17 protein-coding genes are annotated in these 20,887 nt (G+C 67.4%); 10 read left to right on the top strand and 7 right to left on the bottom strand.

Annotated features, from left to right (window positions below; translation table 11 throughout):
- Positions 1-50 precede the first annotated feature (50 nt).
- From ACGTNF_RS04390 to ACGTNF_RS04375, 4 genes are all read left to right on the top strand, one after another.
- Positions 51-728, top strand: coding sequence for a glutathione S-transferase family protein (locus ACGTNF_RS04390; protein ID WP_394600598.1), 678 nt, complete (start codon positions 51-53; stop codon positions 726-728).
- Positions 729-861: 133 nt separating this feature from the next.
- On the top strand, positions 862-1,830 hold the full coding sequence (locus ACGTNF_RS04385; RefSeq protein WP_394600597.1) for a sulfurtransferase: 969 nt from the start codon (positions 862-864) through the stop codon (positions 1,828-1,830).
- 64 nt (positions 1,831-1,894) lie between these two features.
- Positions 1,895-3,103 (top strand): YeeE/YedE family protein, encoded by a 1,209-nt coding sequence (locus ACGTNF_RS04380; RefSeq protein WP_394600596.1) that lies wholly within the window; start codon positions 1,895-1,897, stop codon positions 3,101-3,103.
- 15 nt (positions 3,104-3,118) lie between these two features.
- Entirely contained in the window at positions 3,119-3,313 is a 195-nt protein-coding gene (locus tag ACGTNF_RS04375; RefSeq protein ID WP_016855569.1) for a hypothetical protein, read from the top strand.
- A gap of 68 nt (positions 3,314-3,381) precedes the next feature.
- On the opposite strand, the gene ACGTNF_RS04370 is transcribed toward ACGTNF_RS04375, so the two are convergent.
- From ACGTNF_RS04370 to ACGTNF_RS04350, 5 genes are all read right to left on the bottom strand, one after another.
- Positions 3,382-4,149, bottom strand: a complete 768-nt coding sequence (locus ACGTNF_RS04370; protein ID WP_394600595.1) for a YdcF family protein — start codon at positions 4,147-4,149, stop codon at positions 3,382-3,384.
- Positions 4,150-4,204: 55 nt separating this feature from the next.
- Positions 4,205-4,840 (bottom strand): endonuclease III, encoded by a 636-nt coding sequence (gene nth, locus ACGTNF_RS04365; protein WP_394600594.1) that lies wholly within the window; start codon positions 4,838-4,840, stop codon positions 4,205-4,207.
- A gap of 17 nt (positions 4,841-4,857) precedes the next feature.
- On the bottom strand, positions 4,858-5,886 hold the full coding sequence (locus tag ACGTNF_RS04360; RefSeq protein WP_394600593.1) for an RnfABCDGE type electron transport complex subunit B: 1,029 nt from the start codon (positions 5,884-5,886) through the stop codon (positions 4,858-4,860).
- Positions 5,887-5,893: 7 nt separating this feature from the next.
- The gene (gene metG / locus ACGTNF_RS04355; protein WP_394600592.1) at positions 5,894-7,930 is read right to left on the bottom strand and encodes a methionine--tRNA ligase; all 2,037 of its coding nucleotides are present in this window, start codon (positions 7,928-7,930) and stop codon (positions 5,894-5,896) included.
- Positions 7,931-8,160: 230 nt separating this feature from the next.
- A complete protein-coding gene (locus ACGTNF_RS04350; RefSeq protein WP_394600591.1) occupies positions 8,161-10,146 on the bottom strand; it encodes a sensor domain-containing protein in 1,986 nt (661 codons plus the stop codon).
- On the opposite strand from ACGTNF_RS04350, the gene ACGTNF_RS04345 reads away from it, so the two are divergent.
- Positions 10,051-10,317: a hypothetical protein gene (locus ACGTNF_RS04345; protein ID WP_394601085.1), complete on the top strand. Its 267-nt coding sequence runs from the start codon at positions 10,051-10,053 to the stop codon at positions 10,315-10,317. The genes ACGTNF_RS04350 and ACGTNF_RS04345 overlap by 96 nt on opposite strands.
- 108 nt (positions 10,318-10,425) lie before the next feature.
- On the opposite strand, the gene thiI is transcribed toward ACGTNF_RS04345, so the two are convergent.
- Together thiI and ACGTNF_RS04335 are read right to left on the bottom strand one after the other, a co-directional pair.
- Entirely contained in the window at positions 10,426-11,919 is a 1,494-nt protein-coding gene (gene thiI / locus ACGTNF_RS04340; RefSeq protein WP_394600590.1) for a tRNA uracil 4-sulfurtransferase ThiI, read from the bottom strand.
- A 123-nt stretch (positions 11,920-12,042) separates the two neighbouring features.
- Positions 12,043-12,324 carry a hypothetical protein gene (locus tag ACGTNF_RS04335; protein WP_016855562.1) on the bottom strand — a complete coding sequence of 94 codons (282 nt, stop codon included), beginning with the start codon at positions 12,322-12,324 and terminating at the stop codon, positions 12,043-12,045.
- A 370-nt stretch (positions 12,325-12,694) separates the two neighbouring features.
- On the opposite strand from ACGTNF_RS04335, the gene ACGTNF_RS04330 reads away from it, so the two are divergent.
- The 5 genes from ACGTNF_RS04330 to ACGTNF_RS04310 form a co-directional block, all read left to right on the top strand.
- On the top strand, positions 12,695-14,581 hold the full coding sequence (locus ACGTNF_RS04330) for a TolC family outer membrane protein (RefSeq protein ID WP_394600589.1): 1,887 nt from the start codon (positions 12,695-12,697) through the stop codon (positions 14,579-14,581).
- 71 nt (positions 14,582-14,652) lie between these two features.
- A complete protein-coding gene (locus ACGTNF_RS04325) occupies positions 14,653-16,824 on the top strand; it encodes a type I secretion system permease/ATPase (protein WP_394600588.1) in 2,172 nt (723 codons plus the stop codon).
- Positions 16,821-18,248 carry an HlyD family type I secretion periplasmic adaptor subunit gene (locus ACGTNF_RS04320; RefSeq protein ID WP_394600587.1) on the top strand — a complete coding sequence of 476 codons (1,428 nt, stop codon included), beginning with the start codon at positions 16,821-16,823 and terminating at the stop codon, positions 18,246-18,248. The genes ACGTNF_RS04325 and ACGTNF_RS04320 overlap by 4 nt, the downstream gene beginning before the upstream one ends.
- Positions 18,248-18,859 (top strand): response regulator transcription factor, encoded by a 612-nt coding sequence (locus tag ACGTNF_RS04315; protein ID WP_394600586.1) that lies wholly within the window; start codon positions 18,248-18,250, stop codon positions 18,857-18,859. Before ACGTNF_RS04320 ends, ACGTNF_RS04315 begins: the two co-directional genes overlap by 1 nt.
- A gap of 161 nt (positions 18,860-19,020) precedes the next feature.
- Positions 19,021-20,887, top strand: a 1,867-nt coding sequence (locus ACGTNF_RS04310; RefSeq protein ID WP_394600585.1) for a retention module-containing protein, incomplete at its 3' end; no start/stop codon positions are given.

Below are 20,887 nucleotides of genomic sequence, written 5' to 3'. Positions count from 1 at the left end.
GGCCAAGCCCGTTACACTGGCGATTCACGAAAGGACAGGGAGAATGTCTCATGATTCGCGTACATCATCTGGAGAACTCGCGTTCCCAGCGCGTGCTGTGGCTGCTGGAGGAGCTGGGTGTCGAGTATGAGCTGGTCGTCTATCGGCGTGATCCCGAGACCATGCTGGCCCCGGCCTCACTGAAAGCGGTGCATCCGCTGGGCAAGTCGCCGGTGATCACCGATGAGGCGCGGGGTGGGCGGGCCATCGCCGAGTCCGGGGCGATCATCGAATACCTGCTCGAGCATCACGATGCCGACGGCCGGTTGGCGCCGCCCGTCGGCAGCGATGAGCGCGAGCGTTATCGCTTCTGGCTGCACCACGCCGAGGGGTCGGCGATGCCGCCGCTGGTGATGCGGCTGGTGTTCTCGCGCCTCGGCAAGCCGCCGGTGCCGGCCCTGGTGCGGCCGCTGGGGCGGCAGTTCGCCAAGGGCGTGGAGCAGAACTTCCTGGGGCCGCGCATCACCGAGCTGCGCGACTTCTGGGAGGCCGAGCTCGAGGGCGCGACCTGGTTCGCCGGAGAGGCCTTCTCGGCGGCGGACATCCAGATGAGCTTCCCGGTGCTGGCGCTCGAGGGGCGCGGCGGGCTCGAGTCGGCGCCCCGGCTGCAGGACTTCCTGGCCCGCTGCCGCGAGCGGCCGGGGTATCGAAAGGCGATCGAGCGCGGCGGGGCGTTTTCGCTGGGCTGATACCCCACCGGGTGAGGTGCGTAATAACTTTATGCGCTTAAATAATTTTGATTGATGCGTTTGGCGTATATTGCAGTGGTGACGCCGACCCGGATAATGGGGTTCTTAAATCCCGATGACAGAGGTCAGGTATATGTGGAAACCCCTTCTGGCAGGCGCTGGATTGATGATGGCGGCTTCCTCGGCGCTGGCCGCCGACGTCTCGCCGCTGGTGGAGGCCGACTGGCTAAGCGATCGCCTCGACGATGACGACCTGGTGGTGCTCGACGTGCGCTCCGGCATCGACGGCGGCGGCGATCGTGGCACCTTCGAGGCGGCGCATATTCCTGGCAGCGTATACAGCAGCTACACCGATGACGGCTGGCGCGAGTCCCGCGACGGCGTGACCGGCCTGTTGCCGCCCGTTTCCAGCCTCGAGCGCCTGATCGGCGGCCTCGGCATCGACAATGACGACACCGTGGTCGTCGTGCCTGCCGGTACCGGTGCCACGGACTTCGGCAGCGCGGCCCGGGTCTACTGGACCTTCAAGGTGCTGGGGCACGAGGAGGTCGCGATCCTCGACGGTGGCTTCGCCGGCTGGCAGGCCCAGGGCATGGACGTGGCCAGCGGCGCGCCGGAGCGCGGCGAATTCGCCGACTTCGAGGGCGAGCTGCAGCCTGAGCTGATCGCGACGACCGAGGATGTGCAGGCCGCCCGCGAGGCGGGGCAGGCCCAGCTGGTCGACGCCCGCCCCGAGGACTATTTCCGCGGCGAGAACCAGTCGCCTGCGGCCAAGGTCCCGGGCACCATTCCCGGCGCGCTCAACCTGCCTCAGCAGACGCTGCTGGTCGAGCGTCAGCAGGCCTGGTACCTCGACCAGGAGGTGCTGCAGTCGCGCGCCGAGGCGGCGGGCATCGAGGCCGGCAAGCCGACGGTATCGTTCTGCAACACCGGGCACTGGGCGGCGACCGACTGGTTCGTGCTCAGCGAGGTGATGGGGCTAGACGACGTGGCCCTCTACGACGGCTCGATGGCCGAGTGGTCGCAGGATGACGGTCGCCCGGTCACGGTTGCCAAGCGCGGCCTCGGCAAGGTGCTCGAGTTCTTCGGCGTCGAGGACTGAGGCGCGATCGTGCCTCCCGAGGCCGTGTGTCCGGGAGGCTTTTATTGAGTAGAGCGAAGACACGATGACTCAAGCGAATACCATGGCCCCGGCGGCGATCCGACCGGGGCCCGATCGTTTTGTGGTGGGGCTGGCGCTGGCCGGCCTGGTGGTGCTGGGCGGGCTGGTGTGGCTCGAGACGGCACCGTTTCTGCTGGCACTGTTCGCCATCGGCGCCGTGCTGGGCGTGGCCCTGTATCACGGTGCCTTCGGCTTCACCGCCGGCTGGCGCAATCTGGTGACCAAGAAGCGCGGCGCCGGGATGCGTGCCCAGCTGTTGCTGTTCGCCCTGGCCGCGCTGATCATGATTCCGATCCTGGGCAGCGGCCGCGACGACGTGATCGGCGCGGTGGCGCCGGTGGGGACCTCACTGGTGGTGGGCTCCTTCCTCTTCGGCATCGGCATGCAGCTGGGCGGGGGCTGTGGCTCCGGCACTCTGTTTACTGTCGGTGCCGGCAACCTGCGCATGATGGTGACGCTGCTGTTCTTCATCGTCGGCGCGGTACTCGGCTCCATCCACCTGCCTTGGTGGCTCGATCTGCCGGCGGTGGATCCGATCAGCCTGATCGACTGGGTCGGCGTGCCGGGAGCGATTGCCGTCCAGTGGCTGGGCCTCGGCGCCGTGACGCTGTGGGTCAACCGCATCGAGCGGCGGGCGCATGGCGACCTGGAGCGCACCGAGCTGCGCCTTCGGCCGATCGAGGGCAGCATGGCGAAGGCCCTTTTCACCGGCCGCTGGCCGTTCCTGTGGGCGATCATCGTGCTGGCCGTCGGCAATGCACTGACGCTGGTGATCGGCGGCTCGCCCTGGGGCATCACCTTCGCCTTCAACCTGTGGGGCGCCAAGGCGTTGCAGGGGCTCGGGGTGGACATGGGGCAGTTCGAGTTCTGGAACTGGGCCTATCCCGCCCAGGCGCTGGCCGACTCGGTGCTGGTCAACATCCCCTCGGTGATGAACTTCGGTCTGCTGCTGGGCGCGATGCTGGCCGCGGGCATGGCCCACCGCTTCAACGAGGCCAGCCGACAGACGCCTCGGGGGCGGCCCTTCCTGGCGGCGGTGGTGGGTGGCCTGTTGCTGGGCTATGGCGCGCGGCTGGGGTTCGGCTGCAACATCGGCGCGCTGTTCTCCGGCCTGGCCTCGGCCAGCGTGCACGCCTGGGTCTGGTTCGCCTGTGCCTTCGCCGGCTCGCTGATCGGCGTTCGCCTGCGGCCCTGGTTCCGCCTGCCCAACTGATCGAAGGAAGACGCCATGACCGCTGCTTACCAACGTCACCGCATCGTCGGCATCCTGCTGGCCATCCTGGTGCTGATCCTGGTCGATCATCTGAATAGCCCCACCTTCGCCTTCAACATGGGGGATGGGCGGGCTCAGTCTGCGCTGGTGCAGCGTGACGCCAGTGCCTGTGCGCCGTGCGGGGCGCCGTGTCCGTCGACGCGAGATTAGGCAAGACCGTCGACGAGCCCTGGCTCCCAGGAGGAACAACGCCGCGGCCGAGCCGCGGCGTTGTCGTGTCAGGGCGGCAACAGGGTGGCTTTCAGCCATTGCGCACCGCGCCCCAGCCATTCATGCAGGGCGCGGGTGCTCTGATGCAGGTGATAGGCGCTGGGCCGCCAGGCCAGGGAGCCACCGGGAGGAGGACTGGCGAACTCGGTGGGGGCCGGCGTGACGGCAAGGCCCGCGCGCTCGAACTCGGCCGTGGCGCGCGGGAGGTGCCAGGCCTGGGACACCAGCGCCACATGGTCGATGCCTTCGGCGGTGAGCATCTCGGCGCTTCGCCGCGCGTTGTCCGCCGTATTGGCGCTGCCGCCTTCCCGCCAGCGGACTGGGACGTCGAACACCTCGCGCAGGGCGGCGGCCATCAGGCTGGCCTCGGCGCTGTGTTCGTCATGGACCCGACCGCCGCTGACCAGGATCGGCAGGTCGCTCTGACGATGCAGCCAGGCGCCGTAGGCCAGGCGTCGCCAGCTGGCGTTGGAGGGGGCATCGCCCCAGCCGAATTCGGGGGCGTCATAGTCACGGCCGCCGCCGAGAATCACGATGGCGCTAGCTCGTTCCCCCTGGGCGCCGTCCATGAGGGCGCCGGCGGCGAGCGGCGGGGGTTCCAGCCCCTGGCGCAGGGCATGACTGGCCGTCGGGGTGGCGAGCACGACCAGGCTGCCCAGGCCCAACGCGACCATCAGCCCGCCGATCACCTGCAGGCGCATCCACAGCAGGCCCCCGATCAGGATCAGCCAGGCGTTGAGCAGCGGGGGCAGCAGCAGCGATTGGAGCAGGGCCATCCAGCGTCTCCCAGGCCGGTCATGTCCGGCGCGTTGGGTGGTGGGTGAAGAGCGCCTACAGGTCCACCTTGTCCGGGAATTCGCACAGATCCTCGATCACGCAGCTGCCACAGCGCGGTTTGCGCGCCACGCAGGTGTAGCGACCGTGCAGGATCAGCCAGTGGTGGGCGTCCTGGCGGAATTCCCTGGGCACGTGGCGAAGCAGCTTCTGCTCCACCTCGACCACGTCCTTGCCCTTGGCGATGCCGGTGCGGTTGGAGACCCGGAAGATATGGGTGTCCACGGCGATGGTCGGCTCACCGAAGGCGGTGTTGAGGATGACGTTGGCGGTCTTGCGGCCGACGCCGGGCAGCGCCTCGAGCGCCTTGCGGGTTCGCGGGACCTCGCCACCGTGCCGATCCATCAGGATGCGGCAGGTCTTCATCAGGTTCTCGGCCTTGGTGTTGTACAGGCCGATGGTCTTGATGTGTTCCTTCAGGCCGTCCAGCCCCAGCTCGAGGATGGCGGCCGGGGTGTTGGCCACCGGAAACAGTCGGTCGGTGGCCTTGTTGACGCCCACGTCGGTGGCCTGGGCCGACATCAGCACCGCGGCGAGCAGCTCGAAGGGCGTCGACCAGTTCAGCTCGGTGGTGGGTTCGGGATTGTGCTCGCGCAGGCGAGTGAAGATCTGCTGGCGTTTCTGGGCGTTCATGGGATGGCCGCTTGGGATCAGTGGGAGGCGGGCGCAAGGGCGGCTCGCGCCTCGGCGAGCATGTGCTCGGCGCGCTCGATCTGCTCGTGGGCGGCGGCGATGGCCTCGTCGTCGCGCTGGCGTTCGGCATGAGCCAGCTGCTGGCGGGCGCGACGCCTGGCCTGTTCGGCCGCGTTGACGGCGAAGCGACGCTGACGCTCGGCCTGCCGGGCGCTCTTGTCCGCATCGTCGTTCGATGCCTGGGGGCCGTCGGCCCCCGCGAGCTGGCGATCGACGTCGGCCAGGCGCTCGCGAAGCTCCGCATCGCGACGCTCGAGCTCGTCGCGCTTGTCGGGCGCGAGATCGCTCGCCTGGCGCTGGCGATCCAGTCGCTTGAGGCTGGCGACCAGGCTGACCCGACTGGCGCGCAGGGCACTGGACGACGCCGCCGGCGCCTGGGACGGTGCCGTGGGCGCCTGTGGCTGGGCCTGATGGGGCGACCGGGCCGGCGCGGCCTGCCTGGCGCTGCGCTGGCGACGACGCTCACGCCGGGCGTCTTCCTCGCGGACGAGACGCGCGTTGCGCGCCTCGAAGCGGCGACGGCCGCGCTCGGCGCGTCGGGCCAGGTAGGCGTCCTGCTCGGCCTCGCTGTCGGCGGCCTGCCAGTCCGGATGCGGCAGCAGGTCGATGCAGTCGACCGGGCAGGGGGCCACGCAGAGTTCGCAGCCGGTGCACTCGGCCTCGATCACCGTGTGCATGTGCTTGGCGGCGCCGAGGATGGCGTCCACCGGGCAGGCCTGGATGCACTTGGTGCAGCCGATGCACTCGGCCTCGCGAATCCGCGCCACCAGCGGCGACTGGGCGGGCTGCTCCAGCGGCACCTCGGCGCGGCCGGTCAGTTCGGCCAGTCGCACCACGGTGGCCTGGCCGCCGGGCGGACAGCGGTTGATCGCCTCGCCTTCCGCGATGGCCTCGGCGTAGGGACGGCAGCCGTCGTGGCCGCACTTGCCGCACTGGGTCTGCGGCAAGGCGGCGTCGACGGCCTCGATCAGGGCGGGCTGCGTCATGCCCGGATCAGCTCACGCGCTGGCCGGGCTGGGCGCCGGAGTGAGGCTCCAGCAGGTAGATGCCGTCGTCGTCGCCGGCGGCCAGTACCATGCCTTCGGAGACGCCGAAGCGCATCTTGCGCGGCGCGAGGTTGGCGACCATCACCGTCAGGTGGCCCTCCAGGGCCTCCGGGGCGTAGGCCTTGCGGATGCCGGCGAAGACGTTGCGGGTCTCGCCGCCCAGGTCCAGGGTCAGCTGCAGCAGCTTGTCGGCGCCCTCGACGTATTCCGCCTTGGCGATGCGCGCGATGCGCAGGTCGACCTTGGCGAAGTCGCCGAAGTCGATCGTCTCGGCGATGGGGGTGTCGGCCAGCGGACCCTTGGGGGTTTCCTTGAGCTTCTGTTCTTCCACCAGATCCTCCTTGGACGCTTCGATCATGGCGTCGATGCGGTCACGTTCGACCCGGGTCATCAGCGGCTTGAACTTGGCGATCTCATGATCGACCAGCAGTTCCTGCCGGCTGTCCCAGTCCAGGGAATCGAGCTTCAGGAAGGCGCGGGCGCCCTCGGCCATCTCGGGCAGCACCGGGGCCAGGTAGACCATCAGCTGGCGGAACAGGTTGATGCCCACCGAGCAGATATCGAGCACTTCCTGCTCGCGGCCCTCCTGCTTGGCCAGCACCCAGGGCTCGGCCTCGGCGATGTAGGTGTTGGCCTCGTCGGCGAGTTCCATCACCTTGCGCATGGCGCGGCCGAACTCGCGGGCCTCGAACGACTCGGCGATCTCGTCGCCGGCGGCGACGAAGCGGGCGACGCGCTGGGGCTCGGCGCAGTGGGCCGAGAGCTTGCCGCCGCCGAGCTTCTTGACGAAGCCGGCGCAGCGGCTGGCGATGTTGACGACCTTGCCGACCAGGTCCGAGTTCACGCGCTGGGCGAAGTCCTCGAGGTTGAGGTCCAGGTCATCGACGCCGGCGGTCAGCTTGGCGGCGAAGTAGTAGCGCAGGTACTCGGGATTCAGATGCTCGGCATAGGTCGCGGCCTTGATGAAGGTACCGCGCGACTTGGACATCTTGGCGCCATTGACGGTGACGAAGCCGTGGCAGTTCACCGCGGTCGGCGTGCGCATGCCGGCGCCGTGCAGCATGGCCGGCCAGAACAGGGCGTGGAAGTAGACGATGTCCTTGCCGATGAAGTGATAGACCTCGGCGTCGGAGTCCTCGCGCCAGTAGGCGTCGAAGTCGAGGCCCTCGCGCTCGCAGAGGTTCTTGAAGCTGGCCAGGTAGCCGATCGGGGCATCCAGCCAGACATAGAAGTACTTGCCCGGGGCATCGGGGATCTCGAAGCCGAAGTAGGGCGCATCGCGGGAGATGTCCCACTCGTTGAAGCCTGACTCGAACCACTCCATCAGCTTGTTGCGGATCTGTGGCTGGACGTGGTCGTCGTTGATCCAGCCCTGCAGGAAGGCCGCGAAGTCGGGCAGCTTGAAGAAGTAGTGCGTGGAGCTGCGCACTTCCGGAGTGGCGCCGGAGATCGCCGAGACCGGGTCGATCAGCTCGGCCGGGGTGTAGGTGGCACCGCAGGCCTCGCAGTTGTCGCCATATTGATCCTCGGCCTTGCACTTCGGGCAGGTGCCCTTGATGAAGCGGTCGGCCAGGAACAGGCCCTTTTCCGGATCGTACATCTGCTCGATGTCGCGGGTGGCGATGTGGCCCTGGTCGCGCAGGCGAGTGTAGATCAGCTCGCTGAAGTGGCGATTTTCCTCGGAGTGAGTCGAGTGATAGTTGTCGAACGCGACCCCGAAGCGCGAGAAGTCGGCCTGATGCTCCTGGCTGACGCGATCGATCAGCGCCTGGGAGGTGATGCCCTCCTGCTCGGCGCGCAGCATGATGGCAGTACCGTGGGCATCGTCGGCGCAGACGTAGTGGCAGTCATGGCCGCGACTCTTCTGGAAGCGCACCCAGATGTCGGTCTGGATGTATTCCAGCAGGTGGCCCAGGTGGATGGCGCCGTTGGCGTAGGGCAGGGCGCTGGTGACCAGGATCTTGCGCGGGGCGGTGTTCGACATGGTGGCTCAGAGGTTCCCGTAGACGTGGAGCACGGCGGCCGACTCGACGCCTGGGCGAAGTCGAGGCCGTCATGCGGATATCCGTGAAATCAGGCTCCGGATTGTAGCATTTTCCTCGCCGGCTGCATCCGCCCGGGCCCTTGCCGGCTCGGGCTCGGGCCGTGCCACAGGCGGTCTGAATGGGGCGTCGCCGCCCCGCGCGGCGTGCGTGACGAACGCGAGCGGGGCGGTCAGTGAGGCCCCTTGGCCCGGCTCGCGAGCCAAGGCGGGATGCGTTCGGCGGGCATGGGGTGGGCGATGGCGTAGCCCTGGGCCTGTGAGGCGCCCAGTTCGAGCAGCCGCTGGCAGTGTGCGGGCGACTCGGCGCCTTCGGCGATTACGTCGAGCCCGAGCCGTGCGCCGATCTGGATGATGCTCTGGACCAGGGCGGCGTCGCGCTCGTCCTCCAGGATGGCACCGACGAAGCGCTTGTCGATCTTGAGGGTGTCGATGGGCAGCTCGCGCAGATGAGCGAGCGACGAGTAGCCGGTGCCGAAGTCGTCCAGGGCGATGCGCAGGCCCGAGTGGCGGCAATGCTGGAGCGTATGGGTGATGGCATCGATATCCGCTACCGCGGCGCTTTCCTGGAACTCGACCTCCAGCAGGCGCCGGTCCAGCCCGGGGTAGCGCGCCAGGGCCGCCGTCAGCCGATCGCAGAACTCGGGCAGGGCCAGGTCGTTGGCGCTGGCATTGAAGCTGATGCGCAGGGCGAGCCCCTGGTGCTGCCAGTCCGCGAGCTGATGCAGGACCCGTTCGATCACCCATTCGCCGAGGGGCGCCTCGAGACGACTGCCGAGCAGCTGGGGCAGGAACTCATCGGGGGCCAGGAGGCCATGCTCGGGATGCTCCCAGCGAATCAGGGCCTCGAGGCCACAGACCTCACCGCTGTGCAGATCGACCCTGGGCTGATAGTGAAGCCGAAACTCGTCGTCGCGTAAGGCCTGCTCGAGGCGATCCAGGCGTCGACGGCCGGGTAACGAATCCTCGCGCTCTTCGGGGTCAAACAAGGCATAGCGGTTCTTGCCACCGCGCTTGGCGCAATACATGGCCTGATCGGCGTGACGCAGCAGGATGCCCGCCTCCGCATCATCCTGGGGAAACAGGGTGATGCCGATGCTGGTGGAGATGCGTACCAGTGCGTCGTCCAGGGGGATGGGCCTGGCGATGAGGTGGCGGACTCGCTCGACGATCCGCAGGCACTCCTCGCGGTCTTCCAGGTCGGTCAGCAGCAGGGCGAACTCGTCGCCGCCCAGCCGGGCGAGCACATCGCCGGCGCGAATGGCCTCGCGTAGCCGCTGGCTGATCGTGATCAGCACCTGATCGCCAGCCGCATGGCCCAGCCGGTCATTGATCGGCTTGAAACCGTCCAGATCGAGGAAGCACACCGCCAGCAGCGTGTCGTCACGACGGGCCCGTGGCAGCGCGCCCGTGAGGTGCTCGGTGAAGTGGCGGCGATTGGGCAGCTCGGTCAGCACGTCGTGTCGTGCCAGGTGATGCAGTTCGTCCTGGTGGCGCTTGAGGTGGGTGATGTCGGAGAAGGTGGCGACGTAGTGGAGTGCCCGGCCCTGGTCGTCGCGTACCACCGAGGCCGAGAGCATCAGCGGGTAGGCCTCGCCGTTGCGCCGGTAGCCGAGGATCTCGCCCTTCCAGCTGCCTTCCGTGTCCAGATGGCGGCAGATCGCCTCGTAGGTTTCCGGGTCATGCTGAGCGGTGCCCAGCATGGCGGGGGTCAGGCCCAGCACGTCTTGCCTGGCATAGCCGGTGATGCGCGTGAAAGCAGCGTTGGTGTCGCAGATGCGCCGTTCGGCATCGGTGATCATGATGGCGTCGGAGCTTGAGGCGAAGACGCTGGCGGCGAGACGCCGCTGGTTCTCCGCCTGGCGCTGTTCGGTGATGTCGTGGCCGATGCAGATCATGCCGCCGCCTGGCAGGGCGACGTTGGCCCACAGGGTGGTGAGCCGTTGTCCTTCACGGGTCGTCGGTGTCCACTCCTGAAACTGCGAGCCGTCACTGGACGACAGGCCGGCCACGACCGCCTGGTATTCCGCCGGATCGGGATAGAACAGTGCCAGGGGGTCGGGGTGTTTCATTACCTCTTCGGCCGTCCAGCCGAAGACCCGTTCGCACTGATGGTTCCAGAGGATACAGTGCCCCTGTTCATCGAACCCGTCGATCATGATCGGGGCATGACCGAACAGTCGCTCGACCAGTGCCAGTATGTCGTCTCGCCATTCGTCCGGCCCCGCGGATGCCTCGAGCGCTTCGAGGCTATCGGCAAGGCGAGCGAGCGGGTGATGTCTGGACGGCGGATTGGAACCCATATCCATATCAGGCAACCCACGGAGTGAAGTGTCCTCACTATAGTGGGACACCGCGGGGGCTGCCTGAGTCTCGGGTAGGAGATTGCTCCATCGACGACTAGGAAAATAGGGCTAACGCCCGCGGGAACCGGGGCCTCAGGCGTCGGGACGGTCCTGATAGACGCCGAAGTGATGCAGGCCGCGGTCGGCGAGGTGAAGCGCCTGCATGCGGCTCATCACGCCCTGGTCGCAGTACAGCAGATAGTGCCGGTCCGCATCGAGCTCGGGGGCCCGGTCCTGCAGCTCGTAGAAGGGGATCTCGATCAGTGGCACCCGAGCGACGGCCTCGGGCAGCGCCAGGGGGGCGGCCTCGCGCTCGTCGGCGCGACGGATGTCGATGATGCAGGGCGTGTCGAGCGAGGCGAGCTCCTCGGGCGTCTGCACCATCGCGACCTCGGCCGGCGCCGTTTCGCGTTCCAGCACCTCATCGATGCGCTTGATGACGGCGGCCTCGATGGCGTCGTCCAGTACCCGACCATCGAATTCGCGCTCGGCGGCCAGCACGTCGTCCAGCGGTGCCTTGTTATGCGGGCGCCGCGAGATCACGCCGCAGTACTCGGGCATCGATTCGGCGATGCGGGCGGTGTCTATCTGCCGGGCCCGGTCGATGATGTCCTGCTTGTCGTCGGTGAGTACCGGGCGCAGGATCGGGCGCTCGCTGACGTCGTCGATCACCGCCAGGTTGGCCAGGGTCTGGCTGGAGACCTGGGCGATGGCCTCGCCGGTGACCAGCGCCGGGATGCGCAGCCGCTGGGCCATGCGATTGGCGGCGCGGATCATCAGGCGCTTGAGTACCACCCCCATCAGGCCATCCGGGATGGTGCGCAGGATCTCGCCCACCACGCCGTCGAAGGGCACCGAGATGAACTTCACCTTGTGGGAGACGCCATAGCGCTCCCACAGGTGGTGGCTGACCTCGCGCACGCCGGCCTCGTGGGCCGGCCCCCCCAGATTGAAGAACAGGAAGTGGGTCTTCACGCCGCGGCGGATCATCTTCCAGGCCGCCACCGGCGAATCGAAGCCGCCGGACATCAGCGCCAGGGCCTGGCCCTGTACGCCCAGGGGATAGCCGCCGAGCCCCTTCCAGCGGGCGCGGATCACCTGCAGGCGCTGGTCGGCGAGCTCCACCGGCACGACCACCTCGGGGTGCTTGAGGTCGACGCGGGCATTGGGGGTGGCGTCCAGCAGGCGACCGCCGAGATAACGCTCCATGTCCGCCGAGGTGAAATCGTGTTCCCCGCGCCGCTTGGCCTGGACCCGGAAGCTGCGACCGGCGATCAGCGGGCCCCACAGTGGCACGATATGGTCGGCGGCCTGCTCCAGCGAGTCGAACCGGCGTTCTTCGGTGGCCAGCACCTGCTGGATGCCGGGGATGCGGGTCAGGCTGTCCTCGAGGGCGGACGTGGTGTCTGCGTCGAGACCCTCCGGCAGGCGCACGCGGATGGCGTCCCACTGGTCCTTGACCCGCACGCGCTCATCCAGGCGGCGCAGGGTATTGCGGATATTGGCCGTCAGGCAGCGCGTCATCTGCTGACGGACCGAACGGGACTTGATGGTGATCTCGGGGTGAAGCTTGAGGAGATAGAGCATGCGAGGCGGCGTTGAAGCGGGGCGTGGCAAAAGGGCGCGCATTGTACCAGCGAGCGGGAGCGCGCGCAGGTCGAGGGAGGCGGTGCAGCGAATGGCCGCCCCCGACCGGGGGCGGGTAGAGGCTCAGTAGAGGGCCTGTTCCTCCCGCACCACTTCCTTGAGCAGTTCCAGGAACAGCCGGTCGGCCTCGGAGTGTTCCTTGGGATCTTCCGGGATGTGCACGCTGGTGGTGTCGGAAATCTCGTTGGCGATCTGGGCCATGACCTGGGTCTGGTCGCCCTCGCCGAGACGTTCCCGGGCGATCGTCAGCGACTGCTCCAGGATCTTGGGGTCCTGCAGCAGCTTCTTGATGAAGCTGCGTAGCTCATTGATGACACGAGTCTTCTGGATCTCCGATGACGACATGCCGATTCTCCTTGGGCGGGCCGTGTGACTGATGGCGCTGACGATAGCACGTTTGGGCTTGCCAGCGAGAGCGGCCGGTACACCGACCCCTTGGTAAGTCATGGATTACATAGCGGTTGGCAAAATTCATACAGAAACACCATGGCGACCTACTGGCGCATCACGGCTTTTTGGTTACTATATGTTACAGAGATTGTGGTAATACGTTCATCGCAGTGGCTGATCTTTTCGCCTGATTGCCCTGCAGCCGAAGAAAGGATCAAGATCGCCATGGCTGGAGCCCGCCTGATCAGGGAGGGCCTCAGTCGGCACAATAACGAACAGTAGCCGCGTGTTTTTGATGCCGGCTCAGCAAGGGGTGGGAACTGCCATGAAACGCACTAGCGTCAAACTCTCTTCGCGCGTCGCGCGAGCGCGCATCGTCCGCGGCCTTGCCGTGGGGGCAGGCCTCGCCCTGCTGCCCATCGCCTCGGCCGTCGCCCAGTCCCTGCCCCAAGGGTTGATGTCCCCGGGGAGCAGCGATCTGCAAAGCGTCGTGCAGCAGGCGATCAGCACCAATCCCGAGGTGCGGGCGGCCTGGCGCGAGCTTCGGGCCTCGGGGCAGGATCGCCGTGCCGCCTGGGGGAATTATCTGCCCAGCGTGGACGTCAACGCCGGTGTGGGGCGGGAGGATCGTGAGTACGACGGTCGTGGCAGCTTCGATACCGACTATGCCGAGGTGGCGCTGACGCAGATGATCTATGACGGTTTCGCCACCAGCAGCGAGGTGGAGCGTCTCGATCGCGCCGAGCTGGTGCGCTACTACGAACTTCTCGACGCCAGCGAGCAGACCTCGCTGGAGGCCGCGCGCGCCTATCTGGATGTGCAGCGCTACCGGGCACTGGTCCGCCTGGCTCAGGAAAACTACGCCAAGCACCTGGAGGTCTTCAATCAGATCGAGGAGCGCACGCTCTCCGGGGCCGGCCGTGGGGTCGATCTCGAGCAGATCAGCGGACGCCTGGCGCTGGCCGAATCCAACCTGATGACCGAGGCCTCCAACCTGCATGACGTGACGGCTCGCTTCCAGCGTATCGTCGGCGGCCTGCCGGCGGCCTCGCTGGCGCCGGCGCCGGACTTCGCCGGTCGACTGCCCGCAGACGTGGCGTCGGCGCTGGATCTGGCCTTCCAGGGCAATCCGGAGTTTCATGCCGCGATCGAGAACATCGCGGCCTCTCGGGCGGCAAGGAGCGGCGAGCGCGCCGCCTTCCATCCGACGCTCGACCTGGTCGCCCGCAGCGGCACCTACAAGGACAGTGACAGCGGCTCCCTCGACGACGTCGACGAGCGACAGGACCGCAGCAGCATCGAACTGGTGGCGAGCATGAACCTGTACCGCGGTGGCAGCGACCTGGCCAGTTTCCGTGCCGCCAGTGAGCGGGTCGAGCAGGCCATCAACCTGCGCGAGAAGGCCTGCGTCGACGTGCGCCAGACCACCCAGATCGCCTACAACGACACCCAGCGGCTGCGCGAGCAGCTCGAGTATCTCAACCAGCATCGGCTCTCTACCGACCGCGTGCGTGGCGCCTACCAGCAGCAGTTCGACATCGGCCAGCGTAGCCTGCTGGACGTGCTGGATACCGAGAACGAATACTTCGAGGCCAGCCGCGCCTATACCGATGCCCGCTATGACGTCGACCTGGCCGATGCCCGCACCCTGGCTGCCATGGGGCAGCTGATGCAGACCCTGGAGGTGCGTCGCGACGACATGCCGACCCTGGCCGAGCTCGGCAGCGATGGGGTCTCCCTCGATCCCGAGACCATCTGTCCGACGTCGGGGCCCACCGGCTTCACCCTGGCCGACTTCACCGGCGGCATCACGGCGCCGCCGACCCGCGCGCCGGACGTCACGCTCTCGGCGGACGCCCTGTTCGAGATCAACAGCGCCGAACTGAGCATGGCATCGCGCGATGAGCTGCGTCGGCTCGCCGAGCAGATCCGCGGCCGCAACGACCTGGTGCGCGTCTACATCGCCGGCCATGCCGATGCCACTGGCAATGACGCCATCAACGACCCGCTGTCTCGGCGTCGTGCCCGGAGCGTCGGTGATTATCTGGTCACGCAGGGCGTGGATGCCTCGCTGATCCAGACCGAGGGCTTCGGCTCACGCCGGCCGGTGGCGTCCAACGACACCGTGGATGGCCGTCGGCAGAACCGCCGCGTGGAGGTCACCCTGGAGCGTGCCGGCGAGAATCTCGACATGGCCGCCTATCGGCCTTAGAGCATGAGGTGGGTGTCGGTCGAGCCCGGCTCGACCGACGTCGCTCTATCGTTTCGACGCAGGGGTGAGAATTGACACAACGTGAAGCGCTCGATGATGGCAGCGGGGCCAGGTCTGCCGTTCGGGACGAGCTGCTCGAATGCCTGCGGAACATTGCGCTGGCCCACGAACATGACGTCAGTGCCGATGCCTTGACGGCGGGCCTGCCGCTGGAGGAAGGGCGCCTGACGCCGGGCGTCTTTCCGCGTGCCGCCGCTCGTGCCGGGCTGTCGGCGCGGATCGTCCGTTCGCGCCTGGTACAGCTCAATCCCGCGCTGTTTCCCGCCGTGCTGCTGCTCGAGCCGGGACGCGCCTGCGTGCTGCTGGCGCTGGATCTCAAGGCGCGCCGTGCCCGGGTGATCTTCCCGGAGCTCGGCGAGGCGGCAACCGAGGTTGACCTGGACGGCCTGCAGGCCAGCTACAGTGGCCAGGCCATCTATGTCAGGCCCCGCTTTCGCTTCGATGCACGCGGCCCCGAGGTCGAGCGCAAGCGCGACCGACACTGGTTCTGGGGCGTCATTCGCGAGAACCGCCGGCTCTACCGCGACGTGCTCGCCGGGTCGGTGGTGATCAACCTCTTCGCCCTGGCCATGCCGCTGTTCGTGCTTAACATCTATGATCGGGTGGTGCCCAATCACGCCACCGAGTCGCTGTGGGTGCTGGCGATCGGCGTCTTCGTGGTGCTGTGCTTCGATCTGGCGCTTCGGCTGATGCGCGGCGCCTTCGTGGACCTGGCCGCGAGCCGGGCCGACGTCAAGCTCTCGTCGTCGCTGATGTCGCAGGTGCTCGGTCTCAAGATGGCCGCGCGGCCGTCTTCCACCGGTTCCTTCGCCGCCATGCTGCAGTCCTTCGAATCGGTGCGCGCCTTCATCGGTTCGGCCACGGTGGTCGGGCTGGTCGATCTACCGTTCGTGCTGCTGTTCGCCGCCATCATCGCCCTGATCGGTCCGCCCCTGGTGATTCCGGTGCTGGTGGGCATCGTCTTCGTGCTGCTCTATGCGCTGGCGGCGCAGGGCAAGCTGCACGAGCTGTCCGAGACCACCTGGCGGGCCAGTGCGCAGCGCAATGCCACGCTGGTCGAGTCGATCTCGCAGCTCGAGACCCTGAAGGCGCTGCGCGGGGAGAGCCGGGCGCAGGGCATCTGGGAGCGGGCCTCCGCCTTTCTCTCGCGGACTACCGCCCAGCTGCGCCTGATCAGCTCCTCGGTGAGCAGCGTGGCGCTGTGGGCGCAGCACAGCGTGGCGGTGGCGGTCGTCATCACGGGAGTCTATCTGATCATCGCTGGCGAGCTGACCCAGGGCGGGTTGATCGCTGCCTACATGCTGTCATCGCGGGCCATGGCCCCGATCAGTCAGGCCGCTGCGCTGCTGGCCCAGTATCATCAGGCCTCCACGGCACTGCGCTCGCTGGATGGCGTGATGGCACTGCCGGTGGAGCGCCACGAGGATCGACCGTACATCGATCGCCCCGTGGTGAAAGGCGAGCTGCGCTTCGACAAGGTCGGCTTCCGCTACCCCGACGAGCAGCGAGAGGCGCTGCGGGAGGTCTCGCTGAACCTCGAGGCCGGCGAGAAGGTCGGCGTGCTCGGGCGAGTGGGGTGCGGCAAGACCACGCTGCACAAGCTGCTGCTGGGGCTCTACGAACCCGATGCCGGCGCGGTACGGCTGGATGGCGTTGACGTGCGTCAGTACGACCCCGTCCAGCTGCGTCGTCATTTCGGCTATGTGCCCCAGGACGTCACGCTCTTTCATGGTTCGCTGCGCGAAAACATCCTGGCCGGCGCCGGCAGCGATGGTGTCGACGACGAGTCGCTGCTGCGGGTGATTCATCTCAGTGGCCTCTCCGGGCTGGTCGACGGCCACCCCGATGGCATCGATCTCGACGTGGGCGAGCGCGGCCAGCGCCTGTCCGGCGGGCAACGTCAGCAGGTGGCCATCGCCCGGGCGCTGGTGCACGACCCTCGCGTCCTGCTGCTCGACGAGCCCACCAGCGCCATGGATCACTCCTCCGAAGAGGCGCTCAAGGCAAGATTGAAGGAAGTGGGAGCGGGCAAGACGATGCTGATCGTGACTCACCGCACGTCCTTGTTGTCACTGGTGGACCGCATCGTGGTCATCGATGCCGGCAAGGTGGTGGCCGACGGTCCCAGGGACAAGGTGATCGAGGCCCTGCGCAAGGGTCAGATCGGGAGGGCCGGCGCATGACGGAAGACGCCCGTACCTCCGAGCAGCGTGGCTTCGAGGCCGTCGGCCGCTTTTCCGAGACCGGCGGCAAGCCGTTTCGTCCCTTCGTCGACCGGCTGTTCTCGCGGCGGGTCACGTCCGCGCACCTGGATCGCGACTGGGCCAGCGATGCCGACTGGGCCAGGCTCCAGCAGGAGCCGCTGCGCGCTCGCCTGATGCTCTATACCGTGGTGCTGGCCGTGGTGGCGCTGATCGTGTGGGCGGCCTTCGCGCCGCTGGATGAGGTGACCCGAGGCGCCGGGCGGGTGATTCCCTCCAGCCAGCTGCAGAAGGTCCAGTCCTTCGATGGCGGTGTCGTCCAGGAGATCCTGGTCGAAGAGGGCGAATCGGTGTCCCAGGGGCAGCTGCTGATGCGCATCGACCCGACGCGTTTCGTGGCCAACTTCCGCGAGAATCGCGCCAAGGCCGAATCGCTCGAGGCGCGAGTGGAACGCCTGCGCGCCTTGGTCACCGATGAGCCCTTCACGCCGTCGCGGGAACTGCTCGAGGAGGCGCCTGACATCGTCGCCCAGGAGCGTGAGCAGTACCGCAACAACCTCGAGGCGCTGGAAGAACAGAAGAGCATCCTCGAGGAGCAACTGTCCCAGCGGCGTGCGGAGCTGGATGAAGCCCGGTCTCGGCGCGACACGGCCGCACGGGAGCTGGGCATGGCCGGGCGCGAACTGAACCTGACCCGACCGCTGCTGGATTCCGGAGCGGTCTCCGAGGTCGAGGTGCTCCGGCTTCAGCGTGAGGTCACGCGCGCCCGGGGGCAGCGCGACCAGGCCGCGGCTCAGGTCGAGCGCCTGGAGTCCTCCATCGAGGAAGCCCAGTCGAAGCTGCGTGAGGTCACGCTCGAGAAGCGCAACGAGTGGCGGGGGGAGCTTTCCCAGACGATGGCGGAGCTGGCGGCGTTGGATGAATCCAGTGCCGGCCTGGAGGATCGCGTGAGGCTGGCGGAGATTCGCTCGCCGGTGGACGGCATCGTCCAGCGCCTGACCCTCAACACCCTCGGTGGCGTGGTGCAGCCGGGTCAGGAGGTGGTCGAGATCGTGCCCACCGCGGATGCCCTTCTGGTCGAGGCGCGTATCGCGCCGCAGGATATCGCCTTCCTGAGGCCCGGACAGCCGGCCACCATCAAGCTGACGGCCTACGACTTCGCCATCTATGGGGGGCTCGAGGCCGAGCTGGTCCACATCAGCCCCGATACCATCACCGATGACGAGGGTGATACCTTCTATCTGGTGCGGGTCCGTACCCTGGAAGGCGGCAGCGAGCACCAGAGACTGGACGTGATACCGGGGATGACCGCGCAGGTGGACATCCTGACCGGCAAGCGCACGGTGATGCAGTATCTGCTCAAGCCGGTGTTGAGAGGCTGGCAGAACGCGCTGGGAGAACGTTGATGAAGCAGATCTTCGTATGTCGTGAGAGCGCCCTGATGCCGCGCTGGCGCGAGGCCTTTCCTGATGCGTGCTGTGTCGACGAGTCCTTCGCCCTGGAGATGGCATCGGCCGAGGTCCAGGCCTGGGTGGTCATCCAGGGAGACACCTGGCCCGTGCTGGTGCGGGAGCTAGCGCGGCACGGGGCTATCGTCAGTGTGTTGAGCTATGCCCCGGACTCCCGCGAGGCGACCCATTCTCTCGAGGCCGGTGCGCGGGGCTACGCTCATGCGCTGTCCCCGCCCGAGCTGTTGAACCAGATGGCCCTGGTCACGGCCCATCAGGGCATCTGGGTGGGGCCTGAACTCATGGCCCAGGTGGTGGGAGGGGCCTATCGCGCTCTCGGCGGGGAAGAGAGGCTGCGCGATGAGATGCTCGACCGCCTGACCCAGCGTGAGCGTGCCGTGGCGGTGGCCGTCGCGGAGGGCAACAGCAACAAGGCGGTGGCTCGTCTGCTGGGCATTACCGAGCGAACCGTCAAGGCGCATCTCGGCGCCGTGTTCCGCAAGCTCGAGGTGCGCGACCGCATGCAGCTCGTGCTAAAGCTTTCCCACCAGGAGCAGGGCGTTTCCTGAGCCCTGCCAGGGTGGTGTCTCAGTCCTGCCTCGTTAGTTTCTGTTACCTGTCCTTCGGTCCAATACCGTGGGGCTGGTCCCCTGACTTAGTGTTACGTCATTAACCACCGGTGTATCCGTTGCGAACGCCGGTTGATGTGACTCCTCAGGGGAAATGACTGATGACCATCGCCACCGTGGTATCCATTACCGGCCAGGCCTGGGCTCGTGACGCCGACGGCAACCTTCGTGAGCTCAGCGTCGGCGACGCGCTGCAGGAAGGGGAGACCCTGGTCACGTCCGATGGCGGGCGAGCCGTGCTGGATTTTGGCGACGGTCTCGAGCCGGCCGCCATCGCCGGTGGTGAAGAGGTCGTGATGACGCCGGACCTCGCGTCGGATCAGTCGCCGGCCAGCGAGGAGGCCAGCGCCCAGGATGGGGATATCGCAGCGTTGCTGGCGGCCATCGACGAGGGTGAGGGTGATCTGCTCGAAGGGCTCGATGCCACCGCGGCCGGCGGAGCCGGTGGTGCGGGCGGCGGCGACAGCGGTCACGATTTCGTGCGTCTGCTGCGCATCAGTGAAAACGTCAGCCCGTTGGCCTTCAACTACGACGTCAATGCGCTCGAGGGGCCGAATCTGGTCGAGTTCGATCCGGCCTTCGTCGCCGAGGAGGACGACTCGCCGACGGTGAGTACCCAGGATCTCAACGGCGATGGTGATGTGGTCTGGGAGTCTGCTCTGCCTGATGGCAGCGGTGGCGGCAACCTGACCGCCAGCGGCGCCTTCCAGATCGATACCGGCGTGGATGCCCTCGAGCTGATCGAGGTGCAGGATGCTAGCGGCGTCTGGATCCCGATCTCCGCCGACGGCACGGCCGTGCAGGGCGCCTACGGCACACTGACGGTCGATACCGATGGCCGCTGGACGTACACGCTGGACGACAACACCCTGGACCATGACGGCGTCGACCAGACCGGCGCCGCCGATCAGGTGCAGGACGCCTTCGCGGTCCGCGTCAGTGACGACGACGGTGATGTCTCGCCGGCCGCGACGCTGACCATCGACGTCAATGACGACGGTCCGACGGCGCGGGACGACAGCGTGACGGACGACGTGGCCGAGGACGGCAGCGTCGACATCGATGTCTTCGCCAACGACACCGCCGGGGCCGACGGCGTGGATCTGCTGACCGGCATCGCCGTCACCACCGATCCCGCCAAGGGCACGGTGACCTACAACGGTGACGGCACCTTCACCTACCAGGCCAATGCCGGCGCCGAAGGCGCCGACAGCTTCAGCTACACCATCACCGATGCCGACGGCGACACCAGCACCGCCACGGTCAGCCTGAGCATCGCCGAGGACTCCACGCCCACGGTGGCCACCCCGGACCTGAACCAGGACGGTGATGTGGTCTCGGAATCGGCGCTCGCCGATGGCAGCGGCGGTGGCACGACGACCACCAGTGGCCAGTTCCAGATCAGCACCGGCGGCGACGCGCTCGCCCAGCTCGAGGTGCAGAACGCCGACGGCAGCTGGGTCACCATCGCAGCCGACGGCACGGCCGTGCAGGGCGCCTACGGCACGCTGACGGTCGATACCGACGGCCGCTGGAGCTACGCGCTGGACGACAACACCCTGGACCATGACGGCATCGACCAGACCGGCGCCGCCGATCAGGTGCAGGACGCCTTCGCGGTCCGCGTCAGTGACGACGACGGCGACGTCTCGCCGGAAGCGACGCTGACCATCGACGTCAACGACGATGGTCCGACGGCGCGGGACGACAGCGTGACGGACGACGTGGCCGAGGACGGCAGCGTCGACATCGATGTCTTCGCCAACGACACCGCCGGCGCCGATGGCGTGGATCTGCTGACCGGCATCAGCGTCACCACCGATCCCGCCAAGGGCACGGTGACCTACAACGGTGACGGCACCTTCACCTACCAGGCCAATGCCGGCGCCGAAGGCGCCGACAGCTTCAGCTACACCATCACCGATGCCGACGGCGACACCAGCACCGCCACGGTCAGCCTGAGCATCG

It is taken from the genome of Halomonas sp. B23F22_10, from assembly GCF_043496975.1.
GTDB lineage: Bacteria > Pseudomonadota > Gammaproteobacteria > Pseudomonadales > Halomonadaceae > Halomonas > Halomonas smyrnensis.
Note: the sequence above shows the minus strand (reverse complement) of the source record. Positions and strands in the feature narration are given on the sequence as shown.